Raw genomic sequence first — 18,872 nt, 5'->3', positions numbered from 1 at the left:
AAAAAAACAAAAGGCGACCACAAACGAAGTATTCTCTGTGGTCGCCTTTTGCTATATTTTAAATTGTTGCAGTAAGGATTGTAGTTGCTGTGCATTGTTGCTTAATTCCTCAGCCACTACATTTACTTGTTGCATCGTAGCTGCTTGTTCATCTACAGCCTCTACTATCATTTGTGAATTGTTAGCAGAAATGCCAGCACCACTAGCGATCTCTGTTACTGAAGCAGCTACCTCTTCCGCACTTGCAGAAATTTGTTCGGTAGTTGCAGAAATGTCTTCAATTTGATCAGTAAATGCCTGAACGGAAGAGGCAATGGAGTTGAAGGCATCTCCAGCTTCGTGAATCATTGTGACACCATCTTGTACAGATGATAAGCCTTCATCAACCGCAGTTGCTACATTACGTGTATCTACTTGAATTTCAGTAGTAAGGGCAACGATTTGCCCAGCAGATTGATTGGACTCTTCGGCAAGCTTACGTACCTCATTGGCTACAACTGCGAAGCCTTTGCCATGCTCACCTGCTCGTGCGGCTTCAATTGCTGCATTCAGTGCTAGTAAATTCGTTTGTTCTGTAATTGCTGTAATTACCTTTGTTATTTGTCCGATTTCTTCGGATTGCTTGCTTAACTTCTGTGTTAATTTGGCAATACGTAAAGTTGAGACAGAAATGGTCTCCATTTGCTCTTTCGCTGTTGTTATCGTATGACCACCATCATTGGCAGTTTGCGTCATTTTCATGGCATCATGATGTAAATTTTGTGTAGCCTCAGCAATACGTTGTACACTACCAGCTGTTTCTTCCATTGCCACAGCACTTTCCTTGGAAGTACTCGCAGAAGAAGCTAAATGTGTAGTAGTTTCTTGCACACGCTGCGCAATATCTACTGAAGTTGCTGTCACTTCTTCAGTGCTTGCTGAAAGTTCTTCAGAAGCAGCCGATAAATGAGAAGCGTTATCCTGTACTTTTTTAATCAACACAGATAAATTTTGCTTTAGTGTATTTACCGCAGATGCCAGAGTGCCAATCTCGTCATTTGAACGATGCTTGAGCTGTGCAATTGTTAAATCACCCTGCGCTAATGTATGTGCTGCGTCAATCGCTTTACGCAACGGTTGAACGATTGAATTTTTCACAAAGTACATAAAATATAAACCAACAATTGCACTTAAAATAAGTAATGCAATAGAAATAATAATCGCACGTGTGACGGTTTGTTTAGCTGTATGTTTAACTTGTTGCAGCTGTTCATCATGATAGTTGATTAAATCATTTGTAAGCGTGTAAATTTCCTTGTTAAATTTTGTGACGTCACCATTTATGTAAGATAAGGCTAATTCAGTATCACCATCGTTAAATGCTTGTACAGCCTTAGTAGAACTTGTTAATAGATCCTTATTTAACGCATTTATTTGCTGCATGATAGTTGTTGTGTAATCAGAACGAACAATGTCTGAGAGTTGTTGAATCGTCTCTGGTAAAAGGGTTTCATAACGCTGTAAGTTTTTTTGGGTAGTAGCATCTTCATTATTTAATACATATGAACGTAAAAACAAACCGTGAGAAGCAAGTTCTTGTTGAATTTCTTCAGTTAGTTGAATTTGTACAATTCGATGATCAAGCACCTCAACAAGGTCGCTCTCAACCGCTTTAAATTGAATAAATGCAATGATACTGGAGATTAATAATAATACTGTGAGGGCGCTAAAACCAATATTTAACTTTTTGCGAACGGACATATACGTTCCTGCTTTCTATGTTTATTAGAGAATCTATGTTCTAAAATTACTATAACTTGATATTTTTATAAGGTCAATACATGGAAATTATTCAATAATAAGATATTTAACCGACTTTCTTAGGACATAGTGGAGGTATTTATTCCCCCTGTCATCACATTTCACATTTTACATGGCGATAGCCTATTCTCATCAGAATTAATTGACAATTGTTATGGATTGGCATAGAATAAGGCTAACTTTTCGTTCGATACAAGGTAGAAGGTCTCGGGAGCGAGATCAGCCTTAGAACAGATGAGCCGAGTGTAGACGAGAATAGCTGAGAAATTGTTGAATAAGAGTAGTAGCATAGGTGTGCAATATAAGAGAGTCAGTGGGTGGTGGAAACTGATTTGTAGCTTATGTGAATGGACTTATGAGAGTCGCTATTTATAATAGCGAACGGATTCCCACGTTATCGGGTGTGCTTTGACTTTATTTTTGCGGTTTACTAAATAGCCGTTGAATAAAGTGACAGTCGCAGATTGAACTATTGTACGGAAAAATGACGGGTACAATTTCGCTGAGGCAGTTTTTGATGGAGCACACAAGTGAGAGCATATAGCTCTAATATGAGGTGGCAACGCGGTCATGATCGTCCTCTGCAATTAGGAAAATCCTTTTTGCAGAGGGCTTTTTTTGTTTTTAGGGGCTTTTAAGCCGCTAGTACGAATTTTTTTGAATAAAGGAGCTTAGTCGATATGCAAACAACGAGTTCAAGAACAAAGATGAAAACGATTAACGGTGATTCACTCACACCTATTTTAATTTTTAGACGGTTACAAGGTACGCACAAATTTTTGCTTGAAAGTTCCGCACAGCATGAGAGTACAGGACGTTTCTCGTTCATCGGAGCCAACCCGCGGAAAACGTATAAAGGAGTAGGCGATGAAATACAAGAATTCTCCTATAAAACAGAGAAAAGCTATACGCATAAGGGAGACCTATTCGTATTATTAAAGCGCTTAATGCCGCGCATTTCCACTACAACACAATTCCCATTTTCAGGTGGGGCAGTTGGCTATGTTGGTCATGGTGCAACGACAATATTAGCAGCCGGCCAAGAAAAAATGCAGCTCCCTGATGTGCATTTTCATGTATATGAAACGATTATTGTTTTTGACCATGTAACAGACGAAGTGACATTGATTCATACAAATATTGATGCAGAGAAAAAAGAGCCCAATCTTGAAGAATTAGCTGAGCAACTGTTAAAAGGTAGAGAGTGTGAGGATACAATTTGTAGCTATCAAATACGGGATTCAACATCGAGTGAACACGTTGAAATGTCTTTAACAAAGATCAAAGATACTTTAGATAAAGAGCATGCACGTGTTGTACTATCGAAACAATTTTTAGCAACTTTAGAAGGGGACGCTTTTGCGCTATATCGTCTACTGCGTAAAAAAAATCCTGCCCCCTATATGTATTATGTAACGTTTGATGACCATATTGTTTTGGGAACATCACCAGAAAGTCTAATTCGAGTGAAGGGGGAACGTGTAATTACAACACCTAGTGAAGGGACATATTCACGGGGGTATACAAAAGTAGAGGACTTAGAAAATGAACGGATGTTATATGAAAACGTGGAGGTGAGGAAATCACATGCTGTAGTCGTTACTGCGATGCAACAAGCGCTTCGATCTGTTTGTTTGCGCGATTCCATTCAGGTGATTGATGCCATGAGAATTGAGTGTTCAAAGCAAGATTTGCATATGACTTCACGTGTCGAGGGTCAAATTTTACCGATGCTCCATGCTTTAGATGTATTAGCTGCAACTTTACCACCATTCGTTTCTACAGGTATACCAAAGGAACAGGTACAAAATCAGTTAAAGATCACGACTCAACCAGCTGGTATTTTCGGTGGTGCGCTAGGATTTATCGGGTTTAATGGATATCTAGATTTTGCGCTAACAGGGCAATCTATCGTCGTAGAAAACGAAATCATGCATATGCAAACGACGGCAACGGTTACAAAATATAGCAATGTAAAAGAAATACGCCGCAAAGTGGAAGAGGCAGGGGAATTAGTTTCACACCTACTTGCAAAAGAAGGAGGCGCAAATTAATGGAAAAAATACGTGAAAAAGTACGGCAATGTGAACATTTAATGTTTGAGGAAATGTTAGATGCAGCAAAATGGATGTTTCAGGATGACACATCAAAGGATGAAATGGCCAATTTTTTAACGGACTTGTTAGCAAAAGGTGAAACGGCACACGAAGTGGCTGCACTAGCAACAGTCATGCGGTCGTTCGCACTAGATGTGCCAGCAAAATCTGCTATTTATATGGATAATTGCGGTACCGGTGGTGATGGCTTAAATACATTTAACATTAGTACTGCATCTGCATTTGTATTAGCTGGTGCAGGTGTCAAGATGGCAAAGCATGGCAATCGTAAAATTTCATCTGCATCGGGTAGCGCTGATGTTTTGGAGGCTCTTGGAATTCATACAAATATTTCTGTCGACCAAACGATAGCGCTCTTAGAAAAAGAAGGCATTGCATTTTTATATGCGCCAAATGTGCATCCAAAATTAAAACGTATCGGTGAAGTGCGTCGTGCCCTTGGCAAACCAACCATTTTTAATCTTGTTGGTCCGTTAACAAATCCAGTGACGTTATCCACACAATTTACGGGCATTAATCGACCAAATTTTGTGATGGAGTATGCTTCCGTTTTGCAAATGCTAGGTCGTGAACGAGCAATGGTGGTTTCCGGTCCACAAGGATTAGACGAGGCATCTTTGGCCGGGCAAAACACCTTTGTTTTAGTGGATAAGGGAGATTTAATTCCGTTTGCATTAACGGCTGAGGATGCAGGACTAAATTATGCGCCATTAGAAGCAATTCGCGGAGGAAATGCAGACGACAATGCTGCTATTATGCGTAAATTACTAGCTGGTGAACAAAGTGCTTACTTTGATACGGTTTTGTTAAACGTTGGTATCGGATTGTTCAGCTATGGTAGTGCTCTAACCGTTAAAGAAGGTGTCGACATGGCGAAGGAAAGTATATTTAGCGGACGCGCATTACAAAAATTAGAGGCGGTCGTTGCCTATAGTGAGCAAATTAAAGAAGTGGAGGTAGGGCAATGAATATTTTACACAAAATTCTTGAACAAAAAAAATTAGAAGTTGGGGCTTTACTTGAACTGCCAGATCCATTAGCAAATTTCACCGAAAAAAAACGTAGATCATTGTTTGATACATTACGAGAATCGGCAACATTGCAAGTTATTGCTGAGATGAAGCGTGCATCGCCTTCGAAGGGCTTAATTGCCGAAGGAGCAGACCCGGTCAAACAGGCAAAAATTTATGCAGAGGCTGGGGCAGCAGCAATCTCTGTATTAACAGATAAAGAGTTTTTCAAAGGCTCGTTTAATGATTTGGCAACCGTAGCAGCATCAGTCGACATACCCATACTTTGTAAAGACTTCATGATTGATCGTGTACAAATTCGATTTGCCAAAGCCTCAGGTGCATCAATTATTTTACTGATTGTGGCAGCTTTAGAAGATGAACTTTTATGTGATCTATATAGCTATGCCACAAGCTTAGGGTTAGAAATATTAGTAGAGGTACATGATATCGGGGAGCTTGAACGAGCTATCGCTGTCGGTGCTAGATTAATTGGCGTCAATAATCGCGATTTACGGTCATTTGAAGTGAGTCTAGAGCGTACACGTGAAATTGCCGAAGCCTTTCCATTTGGAGAAGAGCGCGTGCTCATTAGTGAAAGTGGTATTTGGACGACAGACGATGCGCAGGCAGTGGCGGCGATGGGGGCTAGTGGTGTTCTTGTGGGTGAGTCGTTAATGCGCAGTGGTAATGCAGGATCTGCACTACAGAGTTTACAAGTAAGGAAAGCGGGTGCATCTGTATGACGAAAGTGAAAATTTGTGGGCTGAAAGAAGTGCAGCATGTGCAAGCGGCTGTGCGGGCAGGAGCAGATGCAATTGGCTTTGTATTTGCACCGAGTAAGCGTCGGGTGTCAATTGAGCAGGCACAGGAATTAGCAAAGCATGTGCCGGAAGGGGTCTTGAAAATTGGTGTTTTTGTCAATCCAACCTCACAGGAACTACAGGCGGCAGTGCAAGAAGTGCCATTAGATTATGTGCAATATCATGGGGAGGAAACACCTGAGTTTATTCGTCAGCAAGGGTATCCTGCTATTAAGGCGCTATCCGTTCGTTGTGCTGAAGATGTACAAAAAGTTACACGTTATGATGTCGATTATTATTTGTTCGATGCACCGGGCACGGATTTTAAAGGAGGCAGTGGCCATACATTTGACTGGGCGCTACTTAAAACGGTAGGCATTCCTCATGAAAAACTGATTCTTGCAGGTGGCTTGAAGTTAGAAAATATTGAGGAGGCAGTGTCACTTGTGTTGCCGTCAATGGTGGATGTTTCAAGTGGCGTCGAGACAGATGGTGTCAAGGATAGAGCGAAAATAACGGCCTTTTTACAGGTAGCAAAGAAGGAGAGCGTAAAATGACGAAATCGATTGCAAATAGCGTGCCGACAAAGGAAGGGCGTTATGGAAAATTTGGTGGGCAGTATGTTCCAGAGACATTGATGACAGCACTGTTGGAACTAGAAATGGCGTATGAAGAAGCAATGGCGGACAAAGCGTTTACAGATGAGCTAGCATATTATTTAAAAGAATATGTAGGTCGTGAAACGCCACTGTACTTTGCTGAAAATTTAACGAAAGAACTTGGCGGTGCAAAAATATACTTAAAACGTGAAGATTTAAACCATACAGGTGCCCATAAAATTAACAATGCTATCGGGCAAGCGTTACTAGCAAAACGTATGGGGAAAAAGAAAATTGTAGCTGAAACAGGAGCAGGCCAGCATGGTGTAGCCACTGCGACGGCTTGTGCATTATTAAATCTCGAGTGCGTTGTCTTTATGGGAGCCGAGGATATAAAACGCCAGCAATTAAATGTTTTCCGGATGGAGCTGCTCGGTACAAAAGTCGAATCTGTTGAAACTGGTTCAAAAACATTGAAAGACGCAGTCAATGCGGCCTTGCGCTATTGGGTAACGAATGTCGAGGATACACATTATATTTTAGGTTCAGCTTTGGGACCGCATCCATTTCCGAAGATTGTGCGGGATTTTCAGCGCGTTATTGGTGTGGAAACACGTGCGCAGATGTTAGAAAAAGAAGGGCGTTTACCTGATGCCGTTGTTGCTTGTATTGGGGGAGGGAGTAACGCCATTGGGATGTTCCACCCATTTGTAGATGATGAAAAAGTTGCTTTGTATGGTGTCGAGGCGGCAGGTAATGGAATTGACACTGGCAAGCATGCAGCCGCCATTGCAGGTCGACAGCTAGGGGTATTACATGGTGCTTACATGTATTTGCTGCAGGACGAAAATGGCTTTGTTCAGGAAGCGCATTCTATTTCAGCTGGTCTTGATTATCCAGGGAAGGGGCCAGAGCATTGTTATTTACATGATATTGGTCGAGCAAAATTTGATTCGATAACAGATAGTGAGGCGCTTGAAGGTTTGCTATTATTAAGCCGGACGGAAGGCATTTTACCCGCATTAGAAAGTTCTCATGCGATTGCATATACAGCAAAGCTTGCCAAAACGATGAGTGCGGACGACATCATTGTTGTGTGTTTATCTGGTCGCGGTGATAAGGATGTTCATACAGTACACGCAGTACTTGGAGGTGAGGTATCATGACAACATTACAGCAGGCAATTGAACGAGCAAAGATAGCAGGCAATAAGGCATTTGTGCCGTATATCATGGCAGGCGATGGAGGACTTACAACCGTAAAACCAACTATCTTGAAGCTACAACAAATGGGAGTCACTGCGATTGAAGTGGGCATTCCATTTACTGACCCTGTAGCAGATGGACCTACAATTGAACAGGCAGGTGAGCGCGCTTTAGCGCATGGGGTGACATTGCGCAAAGTGTTCGAAACACTTGCCTCATTTCGTGAAGAGATAACAGTCCCGTTAGTGGTGATGACGTATTTTAACCCTGTATTGGCTTATGGATTAGAATCATTTGCGGAGGCTTGTGTTGCAGCTGGCGTTAAGGGTTTAATTGTACCTGACGTACCATTAGAGGAAAGTGCAATTTTACGCGAAAAGTTGAATCCACATGGCGTGGATATTGTACAGCTCGTATCATTAACTAGCCCGCCTGAGCGAATTGCACGTATCGTCACAGCAAGCCAAGGTTTTGTCTATGCTGTTACGGTAAATGGTATTACAGGAGCACGTACAAGTTTTGCTAATGAATTAGCAGGACATTTTGCACGATTACGTGAATCGAGCCATATTCCGGTGTTAGCAGGTTTTGGGATATCCACACCTGAACAAGTGGTGAGCATGGGTGAACTAGGTGACGGGGTGATCGTAGGTAGTGCGATTGTTGCGGCATTACATGAAAGCGATTTTGCCAAAGTTGAAGCACTGGTCGCTGCCTCTAAAAATATGCGAGAGAAGTCTACTCTTTAATTAGAGTAGGCTTTTTTTATGCTGTAGACGGATAGCGCGCTCGAACTGACGGATAGAACTAGAAAAGTGACGGATAGCACACTCGAACTGACGGATAGAATTGCAAAAGTGACGGATAGCACACTCAGACTGACTAATAACTTCCATAGAAACTAGCAGATAGCGTCCCTGCTTGATTTTCGGTATAATAACCTTCGTGAGGAAGTGAAAAAATGATTCTATCAAAAAAGAGATGGCTAGTAGAGCGTCCAGACGCACAACTGGTACAAGCATTACAAAATGACTTGCAAATTTCTGCGATTGCGGCAAAAATTTTAGCGGCACGTGGCTGCGAAACGCCTGCTGCAGCAGAGAGTTTACTAAATATGACAGACATAAATATTCATGACCCGTTTTTAATGCATGGTATGGCAGAAGCAGTGGCACGTATCGAACATGCACTTGAGAACGGAGAAAAAATATTAATATATGGTGATTATGATGCAGATGGTATCACAAGTACGACGGTGATGTTTAATGTGTTATTAGATCTTGGTGCAGATGTATCGTTTAAAATTCCAAACCGTTTCTTGCACGGCTATGGCCCGAATGAAGCATTATTTCGTGAGGCACATGCAGAGGGCGTGCAATTAATTATTACTGTAGACAACGGTATCTCAGGTCTTGAGCCCATTCGTGTGGCGAAAGAGCTTGGTATGGATGTCATTGTGACAGATCACCATGAACCTGGTGAGGAACTACCACCTGCGGATGTTATTTTACATCCGCGGGTGCCAGAGGGACACTATCCATTTGGTGAACTAGCAGGCGTGGGTGTGGCATTTAAATTGGCGCATGCTTTATACGGGGAGCTACCAACGCATTTATTTGAGTTTGTGGCGATTGGTACAGTGGCGGATTTAGTGCCATTAGTCGATGAAAACCGTTATCTAGTCAAGCGTGGTATTGAAGAAATGCGCCGTTCACTAAGCCCATGGATACAGGCAATGTGTGAGGTAGCAAGTGCTGAACAATCCAAAATCAATGAAGAAACAATTGGTTTTTACTTTGGTCCGCGCTTAAATGCAGTTGGCCGTTTAGGAGAAGCAGCCCCAGGTGTTGAGCTTCTAATGGCAGAGGATAGTACAAAGGCCATTTCATTAGCGAAACAACTGAATGCTTGTAATAGTGAGCGCAAAGATATTGTGAAAAGTATTACAGATGAAGCTGTAGCATTAATTGAAGCGGACGAAAAAATTAGAGAATCACTGGTATTAGTTGTTGCTGGAGAAGGCTGGAATGCGGGTGTTGTCGGGATTGTAGCATCTCGTCTTGTTGAGCTATATTATCGTCCGACTATTGTTCTATCACTAGACTTTGATAAAGGTACAGCGAAAGGTTCGGCACGTAGTATCGAAGGGTTCCATTTGTTTAATGAACTGGCCAACAATCGAGATATTTTACCGCATTTTGGTGGGCACCCGATGGCGGCAGGTATGACCTTGCCAATTGAGCATGTCGATGAATTACGAGCAAGGTTAGACGCCCAGGCAAGAGCTTGTTTAACAGAGGAGCAATTGACACCAGTCCTCAATATAGATATTCCACTAAAGCTTGATGAAATTTCAGCAGACGCTATTGAGGAAATTGCCAATCTTGGACCGTTTGGCACGGATTTTCCGAAACCTGTCTATGTGCTAGAAGATGTTGAAATAGCGACAATGCGTAAAATTGGTGCAGCTGAAAATCATATTAAAATGGAATTAACTGATGGCTATGAAACATTGGATAGTGTCGGCTTTAATAAAGGACATCTACACGATGAACTGACGCATGGAATTAAAGTATCCTTCATTGGGGATTTGCAAATTAATGAGTGGCAAGGCCGTAAAAAGCCACAGTTTATGATTGAGGACGTACAGACGACAGAGTGGCAATTATTTGATATTCGTGGCATTCGTCAAACTTCGCGTTGGTTAAATACAGTACCGAAAGAGGAAGCAACTTTTTTAGCGTTCCGTCCTGAAACGGGTACCTATTATCAATCACTTCTTGGTGTACCAATTGTGTTTGTTGATGCAGCACTTTCAAATATAGCGCAAACAAATTATATTGTGTTACTTGATTTGCCACAAAATGTTCAATTGTTAGAAAATGTTTTACAAAAAACAGCGCCTTCTCGCATTTATGCACATTTTTATATGCCGGATTCCCAGTATTTCAACGGTATGCCTACGCGTGAGCAATTTGCTTGGTATTATAAATTTTTGAAAAACCGCCCAGCATTCCCGTTGAATATGCATTTGCCAGATTTAGCAAAGCATACAGGCTGGCCGTTAGATGCATTAAAATTTATGACACAGGTGTTTTTTGAGCTTGATTTTGTTAAAATGGACAGTGGACTGACGACTGTCCACGTGAATGCACCAAAAACAGCGCTTACGGAGGCACCGTCTTACAAACAACGTTCAGAACAGATTGATATGGAGCAAAAGCTTGTCTATGCACCTTATATAGAGTTAAAGCAATGGTTTGATGAACGAATACATTAATATACGAAAAAAGTTTCGTAGGAGGAACATCTAAATGGATTTAAAGCAATATGTGACAACAGTTGAGAACTGGCCTAAAGAAGGCATCAGCTTCAAGGATATTACAACAATTATGGATAATGGACCAGCATACAAATATGCGACAGATCAAATAGTGTCTTACGCACAAGAGATGGGCGCGGAAATTATCGTAGGTCCTGAAGCGCGTGGCTTCATCATTGGTTGCCCAGTTGCTTATGCACTTGAAATTGGCTTTGCCCCTGTTCGTAAACCAGGAAAATTACCTCGTGAGGTGGTCAGTGCAGACTATGGCCTTGAGTATGGTAAGGATACATTAACGATGCACAAAGATGCTATTAAGCCAGGCCAAAAAGTGTTAATCTGTGATGATTTACTTGCAACGGGTGGTACAGTGGAAGCAACTGTTCGTTTAATTGAAGAATTGGGTGGTGTAGTTGTTGGCTGTGCATTTTTAATCGAACTGACTGAACTAAACGGTCGTGCAAAACTGGGCGATCTAAATATGAAAACATTGATTCAATACTAATATAATGAAACGGCTGTCTACATAAGTGAAAAACTTATAGACAGTCGTTTTTTTCTACGTATTAGTAATTGTAGGATTTAATTATTTTTTGAATGTGTCTAAGCGTTTCATAGAAGTCCTTATATTTCTCTAGGCCAATATCATTGATAATTCTTTCCTGAATTTCACGCCAAATAGGCGCAGCTTCATGTAATTTTTCAATGCCTGCATCGGTAAGCGAAAGGATTTTTGTTCTAGCATCTTGTTGATCTCTAGTAATAGCAACATAGCCACTTTGTTTCAGTAGATTGACATTACGCGTAACTGTAGTTTGATCAAGTAACAAAATCTCCCCTAATTTGCTTATTGAAACAGCTTTCTGATGATCGATATTGGCCAACATAGAATATTGGGTGATTTTTAAATTGGTAGGTTGGAGCAATTTGTCATATATTTGTGTAACGACTCTTGTCTTTTTTCTAAGGTTCGCACATACACAAATCTGTGTATAGTCTATGTTAGTGTATTCTTTATCCATAAAAAACTCCTTTTGCGTTATTTCAAGTTAAGGAAAACTCAATTTGTTTCATCGTTGAACATAAATTTATTTCTTGACAGTAGAAAACGCTATTCATATCATTATATATGTAGATACATATAATTTAAAGAAATGGATATTCTATATTTTTTTGAACAAATATATGTATATACATGTATTTTAGTGATGTGGAAAATAATGCTGAGAAAAGGATGGGATTTTAATAATGTAACTTAGAAAATCATTGTTTTAAGATACTTTGGAGAAAGGTAGGTGGAGTTATGAAACGTATTCACTATAGTTGGTTTATCCTTGTCATTACATTTTTCTCAATAATTGTAGCTGGTATCACTTTGTCATCATCAGGCGTTTTTATAGGCCCATTCGAAAAAGAATTTGGCTGGGATCGTTCAATGATTGCAATGGCTTTTGCAATCAGTCTTTTTTTATATGGCATATCAGGTCCTTTTATGGCAGCGTTGCTTGAAGTAATTGGCTTAAAGAAAATGATGTTAGCCGCGATGGCGACATTAATAATAGGTATTATGCTTACTCTTTTCATGAATCAAGCATGGCAGTTAACCATTATTTGGGGCTTTATCATCGGTCTAGGTGCAAGCCTTTTTTTAACAGTTCTAAGTCCATATGTGGCTAATAATTGGTTTGAAAAAAGAAGAGGGCTTGCCGTCGGAATTTTAACAGCAAGTACAGCGACAGGCCAGTTAATTTTGTTACCCATTTTGGCGATGATTATAGAGAATTATTCCTGGCGATGGGCGATTGCATTAATTATGGTTCTAAGTGCCATCATGTTTATCATTATTTTATTATTTATGAAAAACAAACCAAAGGATGTGGGCATTCTTCCTTATGGGCGTGAAAAGGAGTTAAAAGTTAACGATGTAGCGCAAAAGAATAATCCTATTATTATTGCTTTCAACGGCCTTTTTCGCGCAGTGAAAGTGAAAGAATTTTGGTTATTGGCCGGTAGCTTCTTTATCTGTGGGCTTTCAACTAGTGGTTTAATTGGTACTCATTTTGTTTCATACTGTATTAGTTTCGGCGTTCCTTTAGTGACAGCTGCTTCGTTTCTTTCTTTTATGGGAATCTTTAATCTCGTTGGCACAACTTTATCAGGGTGGCTATCTGACCGTTTCGATAATCGATGGTTATTATTTTGGTATTATCTTTTAAGAGGAGCTTCTCTCGTTTTGCTACCTTATGCATTAGTACAAGGTTCATTTACCTTGCTCGTTATTTTTACAGTATTTTATGGATTAGATTGGATTGCTACAGTCCCACCAACAATCAGTATTTCAAGGCAGATTTTTGGTACGAATAAAAGTGGAATTATTTACGGTTGGATTTTTGCATCTCATCAGGCGGGTGCTGCGGTAGCTGCATATGGCGGCGGCCTTATCTATAAATATTTCGATTCTTACACATGGGCATTTTTCTTAGCAGGCGTTTTCTGTGTTTTAGCAAGTCTATTTGTAATAGTTGTTAAAAAACAACAACCAAATACTGTGAATTTAGTGTAAATGAAAGTTTAACAGAATAAGCGAATTAAACTGACCCGTAAAAGTTAGATCGAATCTAAATTTTACGGGTGTTTTTGCTTTATGCAAAGAAAACTTTTGACTTAAATTAAACAAAAGTTTATAATATAAACAAATATAACAAAAGGTGATGCTATGAATGAAAGAGAACAGGCGGTACTCGCATTAATTCGCCAAAATCCGTTTATGTCTCAACAAGAGATGGCAGATAAAATGAACTTGTCTCGCCCAGTACTTGCAAATTTAGTGTCGAGCTTAACAAAGCAAGGCAAAATTGTTGGACGTGCATATATTTTACCTGAGGAAAATGAAATTATTTGCATCGGTGGCGCAAATCTCGACCGTAAATTTCATGTAAAGGGAACCGTGCAACTCGGAACATCAAACCCTGCTAGTTCTTCATTTAGTGTAGGTGGCGTAGGTCGAAATATTGCTGAAAACTTAGGCCGACTTAATCATGGGGTTACGCTACTGACGACAGCTGGAAAGGATGCCGACTGGCTGGTGATTCAAGAAGCTTCCGAACCATTCATGAATTTACGCTATGTCGAACAGCTACCTGATGCTGCAACAGGCTCGTATACCGCAATTATGGACGAGCAGGGTGAGCTAGCTTTAGCTGTTGCCAATATGGAAGTCTATGACTTATTGGTGCCAAGTTTGTTAAAGCAACACGAGGCAATGCTTATGAATGCCGGCAGCTTTATTATGGACTTAAATTGTCCAAAAGAAACAGTTGCATACATCCAGCAAGTAGCGATTGCTCGTGGAATTCCACTAGTAATTGTGCCAGTATCTTCTCCGAAAATGAATCGACTTCCGGATACATTGCAAGGAGTCACATGGTTTATTTGCAATACAGATGAGGCAGAGACGATTGTCGGTCATGCAATTGACAACGCAGCACATTATGAAAAAGCGCTTCAGCAGCTTCTGCAACTAGGCGCTGAACATGTGATTATCACAGCAGGTGGAAAAGGTGTATTTGCAGCGTCAACTTCAATTGCACCAAGTCATTTTGCGGCTAAGGCCATAGAAAAAATTGAAGATGTTACTGGCGCGGGCGATGCCTTTGTGAGTGCGGTCATACACAGTTGGTTAAGGGGACAACCCTTAGCAACATGTATAGATGCGGGCTTAACAAACGCCAAAAAAACATTGGCGTCTCCGTACACAGTAAGACCTGAATTATCAGAAGAATTATTGAAAAATGAAATGGAGGAATAACATCATGAAAGAATTCATCGTATTATCAGAAGAGGTAAAAGCAGGTCAAGAGAAAGGTCTACCAATTATTGCATTAGAATCAACAATTATTTCGCATGGTATGCCATATCCACAAAATGTACAAACAGCGCGTGAAGTGGAGCAAATTATTCGCGACAACGGTGCAGTACCAGCTACTATCGCATTAATAGATGGGAAAATTAAAATCGGTTTATCAGAAGAAGAACTTGAAATGTTTGGCAATGCACAAGGTGTGGCAAAAGCTTCTCGCCGTGACTTAGCCTACTTACTAGCAACAAAAAAATTAGGCGCGACAACGGTTGCTGCAACGATGATTTGTGCAGAGCTTGCAGGCATTGAAATCTTCGTTACAGGTGGTATTGGTGGTGTACACCGTGGTGCAGAAACTACAATGGACGTTTCAGCAGACTTAGAAGAATTATCGCTAACAAATGTAGCGGTAATTTGTGCAGGTGCGAAGTCAATTTTAGATATTGGCTTAACGCTTGAATATCTTGAAACAAAAGGTGTACCAGTAGTTGGGTATGGTACGGATGAACTTCCAGCATTCTATACACGCCAAAGTGGTTTTGAAGTAAACTTCAAGGCCGATACACCTGAAGAAGTTGCAGCAATGCTTCGTGCAAAATGGCAATTAGGTTTACGTGGTGGAGCGGTTATTGCAAACCCGATACCAGAAGCTGAAGCGCTAGAGCACGAATTCATCACTAACATCATTGAAAAGGCTTTACAAGAAGCTGAGGAAAATGGTATTCAGGGTAAAAACGTAACGCCATTCTTACTTGGTAAAGTGAAAGAACTAACAGAAGGTAAGAGCCTTGATGCGAATATCGCATTAGTGAAAAACAATGCAGTAATCGGTTCAAAAATTGCCGTAGCCTATAATAAAGCAAACTAAACATATTACGACTCTCTGTGAAGCTTACCGGCGTAGCAGGGGGTCTTTTTATTTATCTAAATGAATAAATTTTCCATTGAAGTAAGCTGTTCACGAGATTAACTAAACTAAATGACACAGTCCCTTTACAATCGACCTCTATTTTTTATACAATTAAATTTATATCTAATCTGAAAAATTTGACGGGCAAGGTGGACATATTATGGCGAAAGAGCAAATTTTGACTCCTGAAGACGTTTTTGATTTAGTCAAATCCTACATGAATGATGAAAATGTCGCATTCGTGAAAAAAGCATATGAACTGGCACGAGATGCGCATATTGAGCAATTCCGTAGCTCTGGTGAACCGTATATTATTCACCCAGTGCAAGTAGCCGGAATTTTAGCAGAATTACAAATGGATCCTGAAACAGTAGCAGCAGGTTTTTTACACGATGTTGTCGAAGATACGGAATTTACGCGTGATGACTTAGTAGGTGAATTTGGTGAAGAAGTTGCAATGCTCGTAGACGGCGTGACGAAGCTGGGGAAAATTAAATATTTATCGAAAGAAGCACAACAGGCAGAAAATCATCGAAAAATGTTTGTTGCAATGGCACAGGATATTCGTGTCATCTTAATAAAACTTGCAGACCGCCTGCATAATATGCGCACGTTAAAGCATTTACCTGCTGAAAAACAACGCCGTATTTCCAAAGAGACGCTGGAAATTTTCGCACCACTTGCGCACCGTCTGGGAATTTCAACCGTTAAATGGGAGCTTGAGGACACAGCACTTCGTTATTTAAACCCACAGCAATATTATCGTATCGTGAGTCTTATGAAAAAGAAAAGAGATGAACGTGAAGCCTATTTAGACAATGTCATGGGTGAAATGAAATCTCAGCTGACAGATGTCGAAATTGATGCTGATGTTTATGGTCGTCCCAAACATATTTACAGCATTTATCGTAAAATGGTGTTGCAAAAGAAACAATTTAACGAGATATATGATTTATTAGCTATACGCGTCCTCGTTGATAGCATTAAAGATTGCTATGCTGTGTTAGGAATTGTTCATACGCTATGGAAGCCGATGCCTGGACGATTTAAAGACTATATCGCGATGCCGAAGCAAAACTTTTATCAATCCCTGCATACGACTGTAATTGGTCCTTATGGTGACCCACTAGAGGTGCAAATTCGTACAAAGGAAATGCATAAAATTGCGGAGTACGGGATTGCAGCACATTGGGCATATAAAGAAGGTAAAAATATTGATAGCGAAAAACAAAATGTCGATCAAAAATTAACATGGTTCCGGGAAATTTTAGAATTCCAAAACGAGTCTTCCAATGCAGAGGAGTTTATGGAATCTTTAAAATTCGATTTATTCTCTGATATGGTGTATGTTTTTACGCCTGAAGGGGATGTCATTGAATTGCCGGCTGGTTCAGTACCTATCGACTTCGCATACCGCGTGCATTCAGAGGTCGGAAATCGTACAATCGGTGCAAAAATTAATGGCAAAATGGTACCGCTCGATACACCACTGAAAACAGGTGACATTATCGAAATTTTAACATCGAAACAATCATTTGGCCCGAGCCGTGATTGGCTAAAAATTGCTCAATCATCCCAAGCGAAGAATAAAATTAAGCAATTTTTCAAACGCCATCTTCGTGAAGAAAACATCATCAAAGGTAAAGAGATGATTGAAAAGGAAATTCGTGCACAAGACTTTGACATAAAAGAAACAATGTCAGCAGAAAACTTTAAACGTGTTTTCGATAAATTTAACTACACTAATGAAGATGATTTATTCGCAGCTGTTGGTGTAAATGGTATTACTGCACAACAAGTGGTCAATCGTTTGGCAGAAAAACGCCGTAAAGAGCGTGAACAGGAAGAAGCGCTTGAAAAAATTGAGCAAAAAATGAAAAATCCACTTCCGCAAAAACGTACGGAGTCAGGCGTTATCGTGAAAGGCATAGATAATATGCTCATTCGATTATCCCGCTGCTGTACCCCAGTGCCGGGTGACGATATTGTAGGTTTTATTACCAAAGGAAGAGGCGTTTCTGTGCATCGTGCAGATTGTCCGAATATCCAAGTGGAAGATGAGCAAGAGCGTTTAATCGAGGTTGAATGGGAGCATGGACTAACACCTGAGAAAAAAGAGTACCCTGTTGATATTGAAGTATCTGCTTTTGATCGACCTGGCATTTTAAACGAAGTCATGCATATTGTGAGTGAAACAAAAACAAATATTTTAGCAGTTAGTGGTCGTGCAGATCGCGATAAAATTGCGACGATTCATTTAACAATTTCGATCTCTAATATTTCGCATTTGCATAAGGTTGTAGAACGTATTAAACAAACGCCGGATATATACTCTGTGCAGCGAGTCATCAATTAATATCATGCAGTAGAGCTAGTGATGTATAGTAAGTCACTGATATGCATGCTGCAGATATTTATGATGAGTTTTAGTGACAGGGACACGGAGCTTTTATGTACTGATAAAGTGGCTGGTACAGAACTTGGTAGAATAGAGGTTTTAAAAAATGAAAGTGGTATTACAACGTAGTAAAGCGGCATCTGTTACTGTTGACGGAAAAGTAACAGGCGCTATAGATAAAGGCTATGTACTTCTTGTTGGCATTACACATGAGGATACAACGGAGGATGTAGCCTATTTAGCAAAGAAAATCGCTAATCTGCGCTTATGGGAAGATGCTGAAGGAAAAATGAATCATTCCATTTTAGAGCACGGAGGAGCCATACTATCCGTCTCACAATTTACTTTGTATGGGGATACAAAAAAAGGAAATCGTCCGAGCTTTACGGGCGCAGCAAGACCAGAAGTAGCACAACCATTATGGGTGGCCTTTAACGATACCTTGCGCGAACATGGGTTGCGGGTTGAAACAGGTGTTTTTGGTGCCATGATGGACGTTGCTTTTACGAATGATGGGCCTGTAACAATACTGCTAGAGTCAAAATAATGGTACATTTCCTGTAATTCCTTCATACACTAAAAATGAATGGTTAGTTTGTTGGAAGGAAGTGCATATGTAATGTCGCAGTTGGGAAGCATATCGAATCCATATTTATATGAAACAATAAGAATGATGATTGGTCAGGCAATTGTCGTTCAAACGGTGAAAAATATTCAGCAAGGTATTTTAACCTCTGTTTTACCTGACCATATCGTTGTAGAGGTTTGTCGTACACCCTTCTTTATTCGTATGGAAGAGATTGTATGGGTTACATTGGCAACGAGAAGAAAATAAGTGCATAAGTACCT

At 40.3% G+C, this 18,872-nt stretch carries 16 protein-coding genes and 1 other annotated feature; of the genes, 14 read left to right on the top strand and 2 right to left on the bottom strand.

The window, feature by feature from the left end; genetic code table 11:
* Positions 1 to 51: 51 nt before the first annotated feature.
* Positions 52 to 1,740 (bottom strand): methyl-accepting chemotaxis protein, encoded by a 1,689-nt coding sequence (locus H131_RS15020; RefSeq protein WP_010860028.1) that lies wholly within the window; start codon positions 1,738 to 1,740, stop codon positions 52 to 54.
* A 321-nt stretch (positions 1,741 to 2,061) separates the two neighbouring features.
* Positions 2,062 to 2,385: a binding site (T-box leader), on the top strand.
* Between the two features lie 95 nt (positions 2,386 to 2,480).
* On the opposite strand from H131_RS15020, the gene H131_RS15015 reads away from it, so the two are divergent.
* The 8 genes from H131_RS15015 (at position 2,481) to H131_RS14980 (ending at position 11,361) form a co-directional block, all read left to right on the top strand.
* On the top strand, positions 2,481 to 3,854 hold the full coding sequence (locus H131_RS15015) for a chorismate-binding protein (RefSeq protein ID WP_010860027.1): 1,374 nt from the start codon (positions 2,481 to 2,483) through the stop codon (positions 3,852 to 3,854).
* On the top strand, positions 3,854 to 4,885 hold the full coding sequence (gene trpD, locus H131_RS15010; RefSeq protein WP_010860026.1) for an anthranilate phosphoribosyltransferase: 1,032 nt from the start codon (positions 3,854 to 3,856) through the stop codon (positions 4,883 to 4,885). The genes H131_RS15015 and trpD overlap by 1 nt, the downstream gene beginning before the upstream one ends.
* The gene (trpC, locus tag H131_RS15005) at positions 4,882 to 5,673 is read left to right on the top strand and encodes an indole-3-glycerol phosphate synthase TrpC (protein WP_010860025.1); all 792 of its coding nucleotides are present in this window, start codon (positions 4,882 to 4,884) and stop codon (positions 5,671 to 5,673) included. Before trpD ends, trpC begins: the two co-directional genes overlap by 4 nt.
* Positions 5,670 to 6,287: a phosphoribosylanthranilate isomerase gene (locus H131_RS15000; protein ID WP_010860024.1), complete on the top strand. Its 618-nt coding sequence runs from the start codon at positions 5,670 to 5,672 to the stop codon at positions 6,285 to 6,287. Before trpC ends, H131_RS15000 begins: the two co-directional genes overlap by 4 nt.
* Positions 6,284 to 7,495: a tryptophan synthase subunit beta gene (gene trpB / locus H131_RS14995; protein ID WP_010860023.1), complete on the top strand. Its 1,212-nt coding sequence runs from the start codon at positions 6,284 to 6,286 to the stop codon at positions 7,493 to 7,495. Before H131_RS15000 ends, trpB begins: the two co-directional genes overlap by 4 nt.
* On the top strand, positions 7,492 to 8,283 hold the full coding sequence (trpA, locus tag H131_RS14990; RefSeq protein WP_010860022.1) for a tryptophan synthase subunit alpha: 792 nt from the start codon (positions 7,492 to 7,494) through the stop codon (positions 8,281 to 8,283). The genes trpB and trpA overlap by 4 nt, the downstream gene beginning before the upstream one ends.
* A gap of 212 nt (positions 8,284 to 8,495) precedes the next feature.
* Positions 8,496 to 10,814 carry a single-stranded-DNA-specific exonuclease RecJ gene (gene recJ, locus H131_RS14985; RefSeq protein WP_010860021.1) on the top strand — a complete coding sequence of 773 codons (2,319 nt, stop codon included), beginning with the start codon at positions 8,496 to 8,498 and terminating at the stop codon, positions 10,812 to 10,814.
* Positions 10,815 to 10,848: 34 nt separating this feature from the next.
* Positions 10,849 to 11,361: an adenine phosphoribosyltransferase gene (locus H131_RS14980; protein WP_010860020.1), complete on the top strand. Its 513-nt coding sequence runs from the start codon at positions 10,849 to 10,851 to the stop codon at positions 11,359 to 11,361.
* A gap of 61 nt (positions 11,362 to 11,422) precedes the next feature.
* Here the strand turns inward: H131_RS14980 and H131_RS14975 are convergent, their stop codons facing one another.
* A complete protein-coding gene (locus H131_RS14975; RefSeq protein WP_010860019.1) occupies positions 11,423 to 11,878 on the bottom strand; it encodes a MarR family winged helix-turn-helix transcriptional regulator in 456 nt (151 codons plus the stop codon).
* Positions 11,879 to 12,159: 281 nt separating this feature from the next.
* On the opposite strand from H131_RS14975, the gene H131_RS14970 reads away from it, so the two are divergent.
* The 6 genes from H131_RS14970 to H131_RS14945 all read left to right on the top strand — a co-directional run bounded on the left by H131_RS14970 (position 12,160) and on the right by H131_RS14945 (position 18,858).
* Complete coding sequence (locus H131_RS14970) at positions 12,160 to 13,419, top strand: MFS transporter (RefSeq protein ID WP_010860018.1); 1,260 nt, start codon at positions 12,160 to 12,162, stop codon at positions 13,417 to 13,419.
* Between the two features lie 153 nt (positions 13,420 to 13,572).
* A complete protein-coding gene (locus tag H131_RS14965) occupies positions 13,573 to 14,664 on the top strand; it encodes a carbohydrate kinase (protein WP_010860017.1) in 1,092 nt (363 codons plus the stop codon).
* Between the two features lie 4 nt (positions 14,665 to 14,668).
* The gene (locus H131_RS14960; protein WP_036130423.1) at positions 14,669 to 15,583 is read left to right on the top strand and encodes a pseudouridine-5'-phosphate glycosidase; all 915 of its coding nucleotides are present in this window, start codon (positions 14,669 to 14,671) and stop codon (positions 15,581 to 15,583) included.
* Between the two features lie 202 nt (positions 15,584 to 15,785).
* A complete protein-coding gene (locus tag H131_RS14955) occupies positions 15,786 to 17,981 on the top strand; it encodes a RelA/SpoT family protein (protein WP_010860015.1) in 2,196 nt (731 codons plus the stop codon).
* A gap of 148 nt (positions 17,982 to 18,129) precedes the next feature.
* Positions 18,130 to 18,570 (top strand): D-aminoacyl-tRNA deacylase, encoded by a 441-nt coding sequence (dtd, locus tag H131_RS14950; RefSeq protein WP_010860014.1) that lies wholly within the window; start codon positions 18,130 to 18,132, stop codon positions 18,568 to 18,570.
* A gap of 72 nt (positions 18,571 to 18,642) precedes the next feature.
* Complete coding sequence (locus H131_RS14945; RefSeq protein ID WP_036130420.1) at positions 18,643 to 18,858, top strand: DUF2642 domain-containing protein; 216 nt, start codon at positions 18,643 to 18,645, stop codon at positions 18,856 to 18,858.
* The last annotated feature ends 14 nt before the right edge of the window (positions 18,859 to 18,872 follow it).

Source organism: Lysinibacillus sphaericus OT4b.31, from assembly GCF_000392615.1.
GTDB lineage: Bacteria > Bacillota > Bacilli > Bacillales_A > Planococcaceae > Lysinibacillus > Lysinibacillus sphaericus_B.
Note: the sequence above shows the minus strand (reverse complement) of the source record. Positions and strands in the feature narration are given on the sequence as shown.

What these genes read in the sequence shown, in the direction of transcription:
- H131_RS15020 (WP_010860028.1), bottom strand. Translation starts at nt 1,740, where the DNA reads ATGTCCGTTCGCAAAAAGTTAAATATTGGTTTTAGCGCCCTCACAGTA.
- H131_RS15015 (WP_010860027.1), top strand. Translation starts at nt 2,481, where the DNA reads ATGCAAACAACGAGTTCAAGAACAAAGATGAAAACGATTAACGGTGAT.
- trpD (WP_010860026.1), top strand. Translation starts at nt 3,854, where the DNA reads ATGGAAAAAATACGTGAAAAAGTACGGCAATGTGAACATTTAATGTTT.
- trpC (WP_010860025.1), top strand. Translation starts at nt 4,882, where the DNA reads ATGAATATTTTACACAAAATTCTTGAACAAAAAAAATTAGAAGTTGGG.
- H131_RS15000 (WP_010860024.1), top strand. Translation starts at nt 5,670, where the DNA reads ATGACGAAAGTGAAAATTTGTGGGCTGAAAGAAGTGCAGCATGTGCAA.
- trpB (WP_010860023.1), top strand. Translation starts at nt 6,284, where the DNA reads ATGACGAAATCGATTGCAAATAGCGTGCCGACAAAGGAAGGGCGTTAT.
- trpA (WP_010860022.1), top strand. Translation starts at nt 7,492, where the DNA reads ATGACAACATTACAGCAGGCAATTGAACGAGCAAAGATAGCAGGCAAT.
- recJ (WP_010860021.1), top strand. Translation starts at nt 8,496, where the DNA reads ATGATTCTATCAAAAAAGAGATGGCTAGTAGAGCGTCCAGACGCACAA.
- H131_RS14980 (WP_010860020.1), top strand. Translation starts at nt 10,849, where the DNA reads ATGGATTTAAAGCAATATGTGACAACAGTTGAGAACTGGCCTAAAGAA.
- H131_RS14975 (WP_010860019.1), bottom strand. Translation starts at nt 11,878, where the DNA reads ATGGATAAAGAATACACTAACATAGACTATACACAGATTTGTGTATGT.
- H131_RS14970 (WP_010860018.1), top strand. Translation starts at nt 12,160, where the DNA reads ATGAAACGTATTCACTATAGTTGGTTTATCCTTGTCATTACATTTTTC.
- H131_RS14965 (WP_010860017.1), top strand. Translation starts at nt 13,573, where the DNA reads ATGAATGAAAGAGAACAGGCGGTACTCGCATTAATTCGCCAAAATCCG.
- H131_RS14960 (WP_036130423.1), top strand. Translation starts at nt 14,669, where the DNA reads ATGAAAGAATTCATCGTATTATCAGAAGAGGTAAAAGCAGGTCAAGAG.
- H131_RS14955 (WP_010860015.1), top strand. Translation starts at nt 15,786, where the DNA reads ATGGCGAAAGAGCAAATTTTGACTCCTGAAGACGTTTTTGATTTAGTC.
- dtd (WP_010860014.1), top strand. Translation starts at nt 18,130, where the DNA reads ATGAAAGTGGTATTACAACGTAGTAAAGCGGCATCTGTTACTGTTGAC.
- H131_RS14945 (WP_036130420.1), top strand. Translation starts at nt 18,643, where the DNA reads ATGTCGCAGTTGGGAAGCATATCGAATCCATATTTATATGAAACAATA.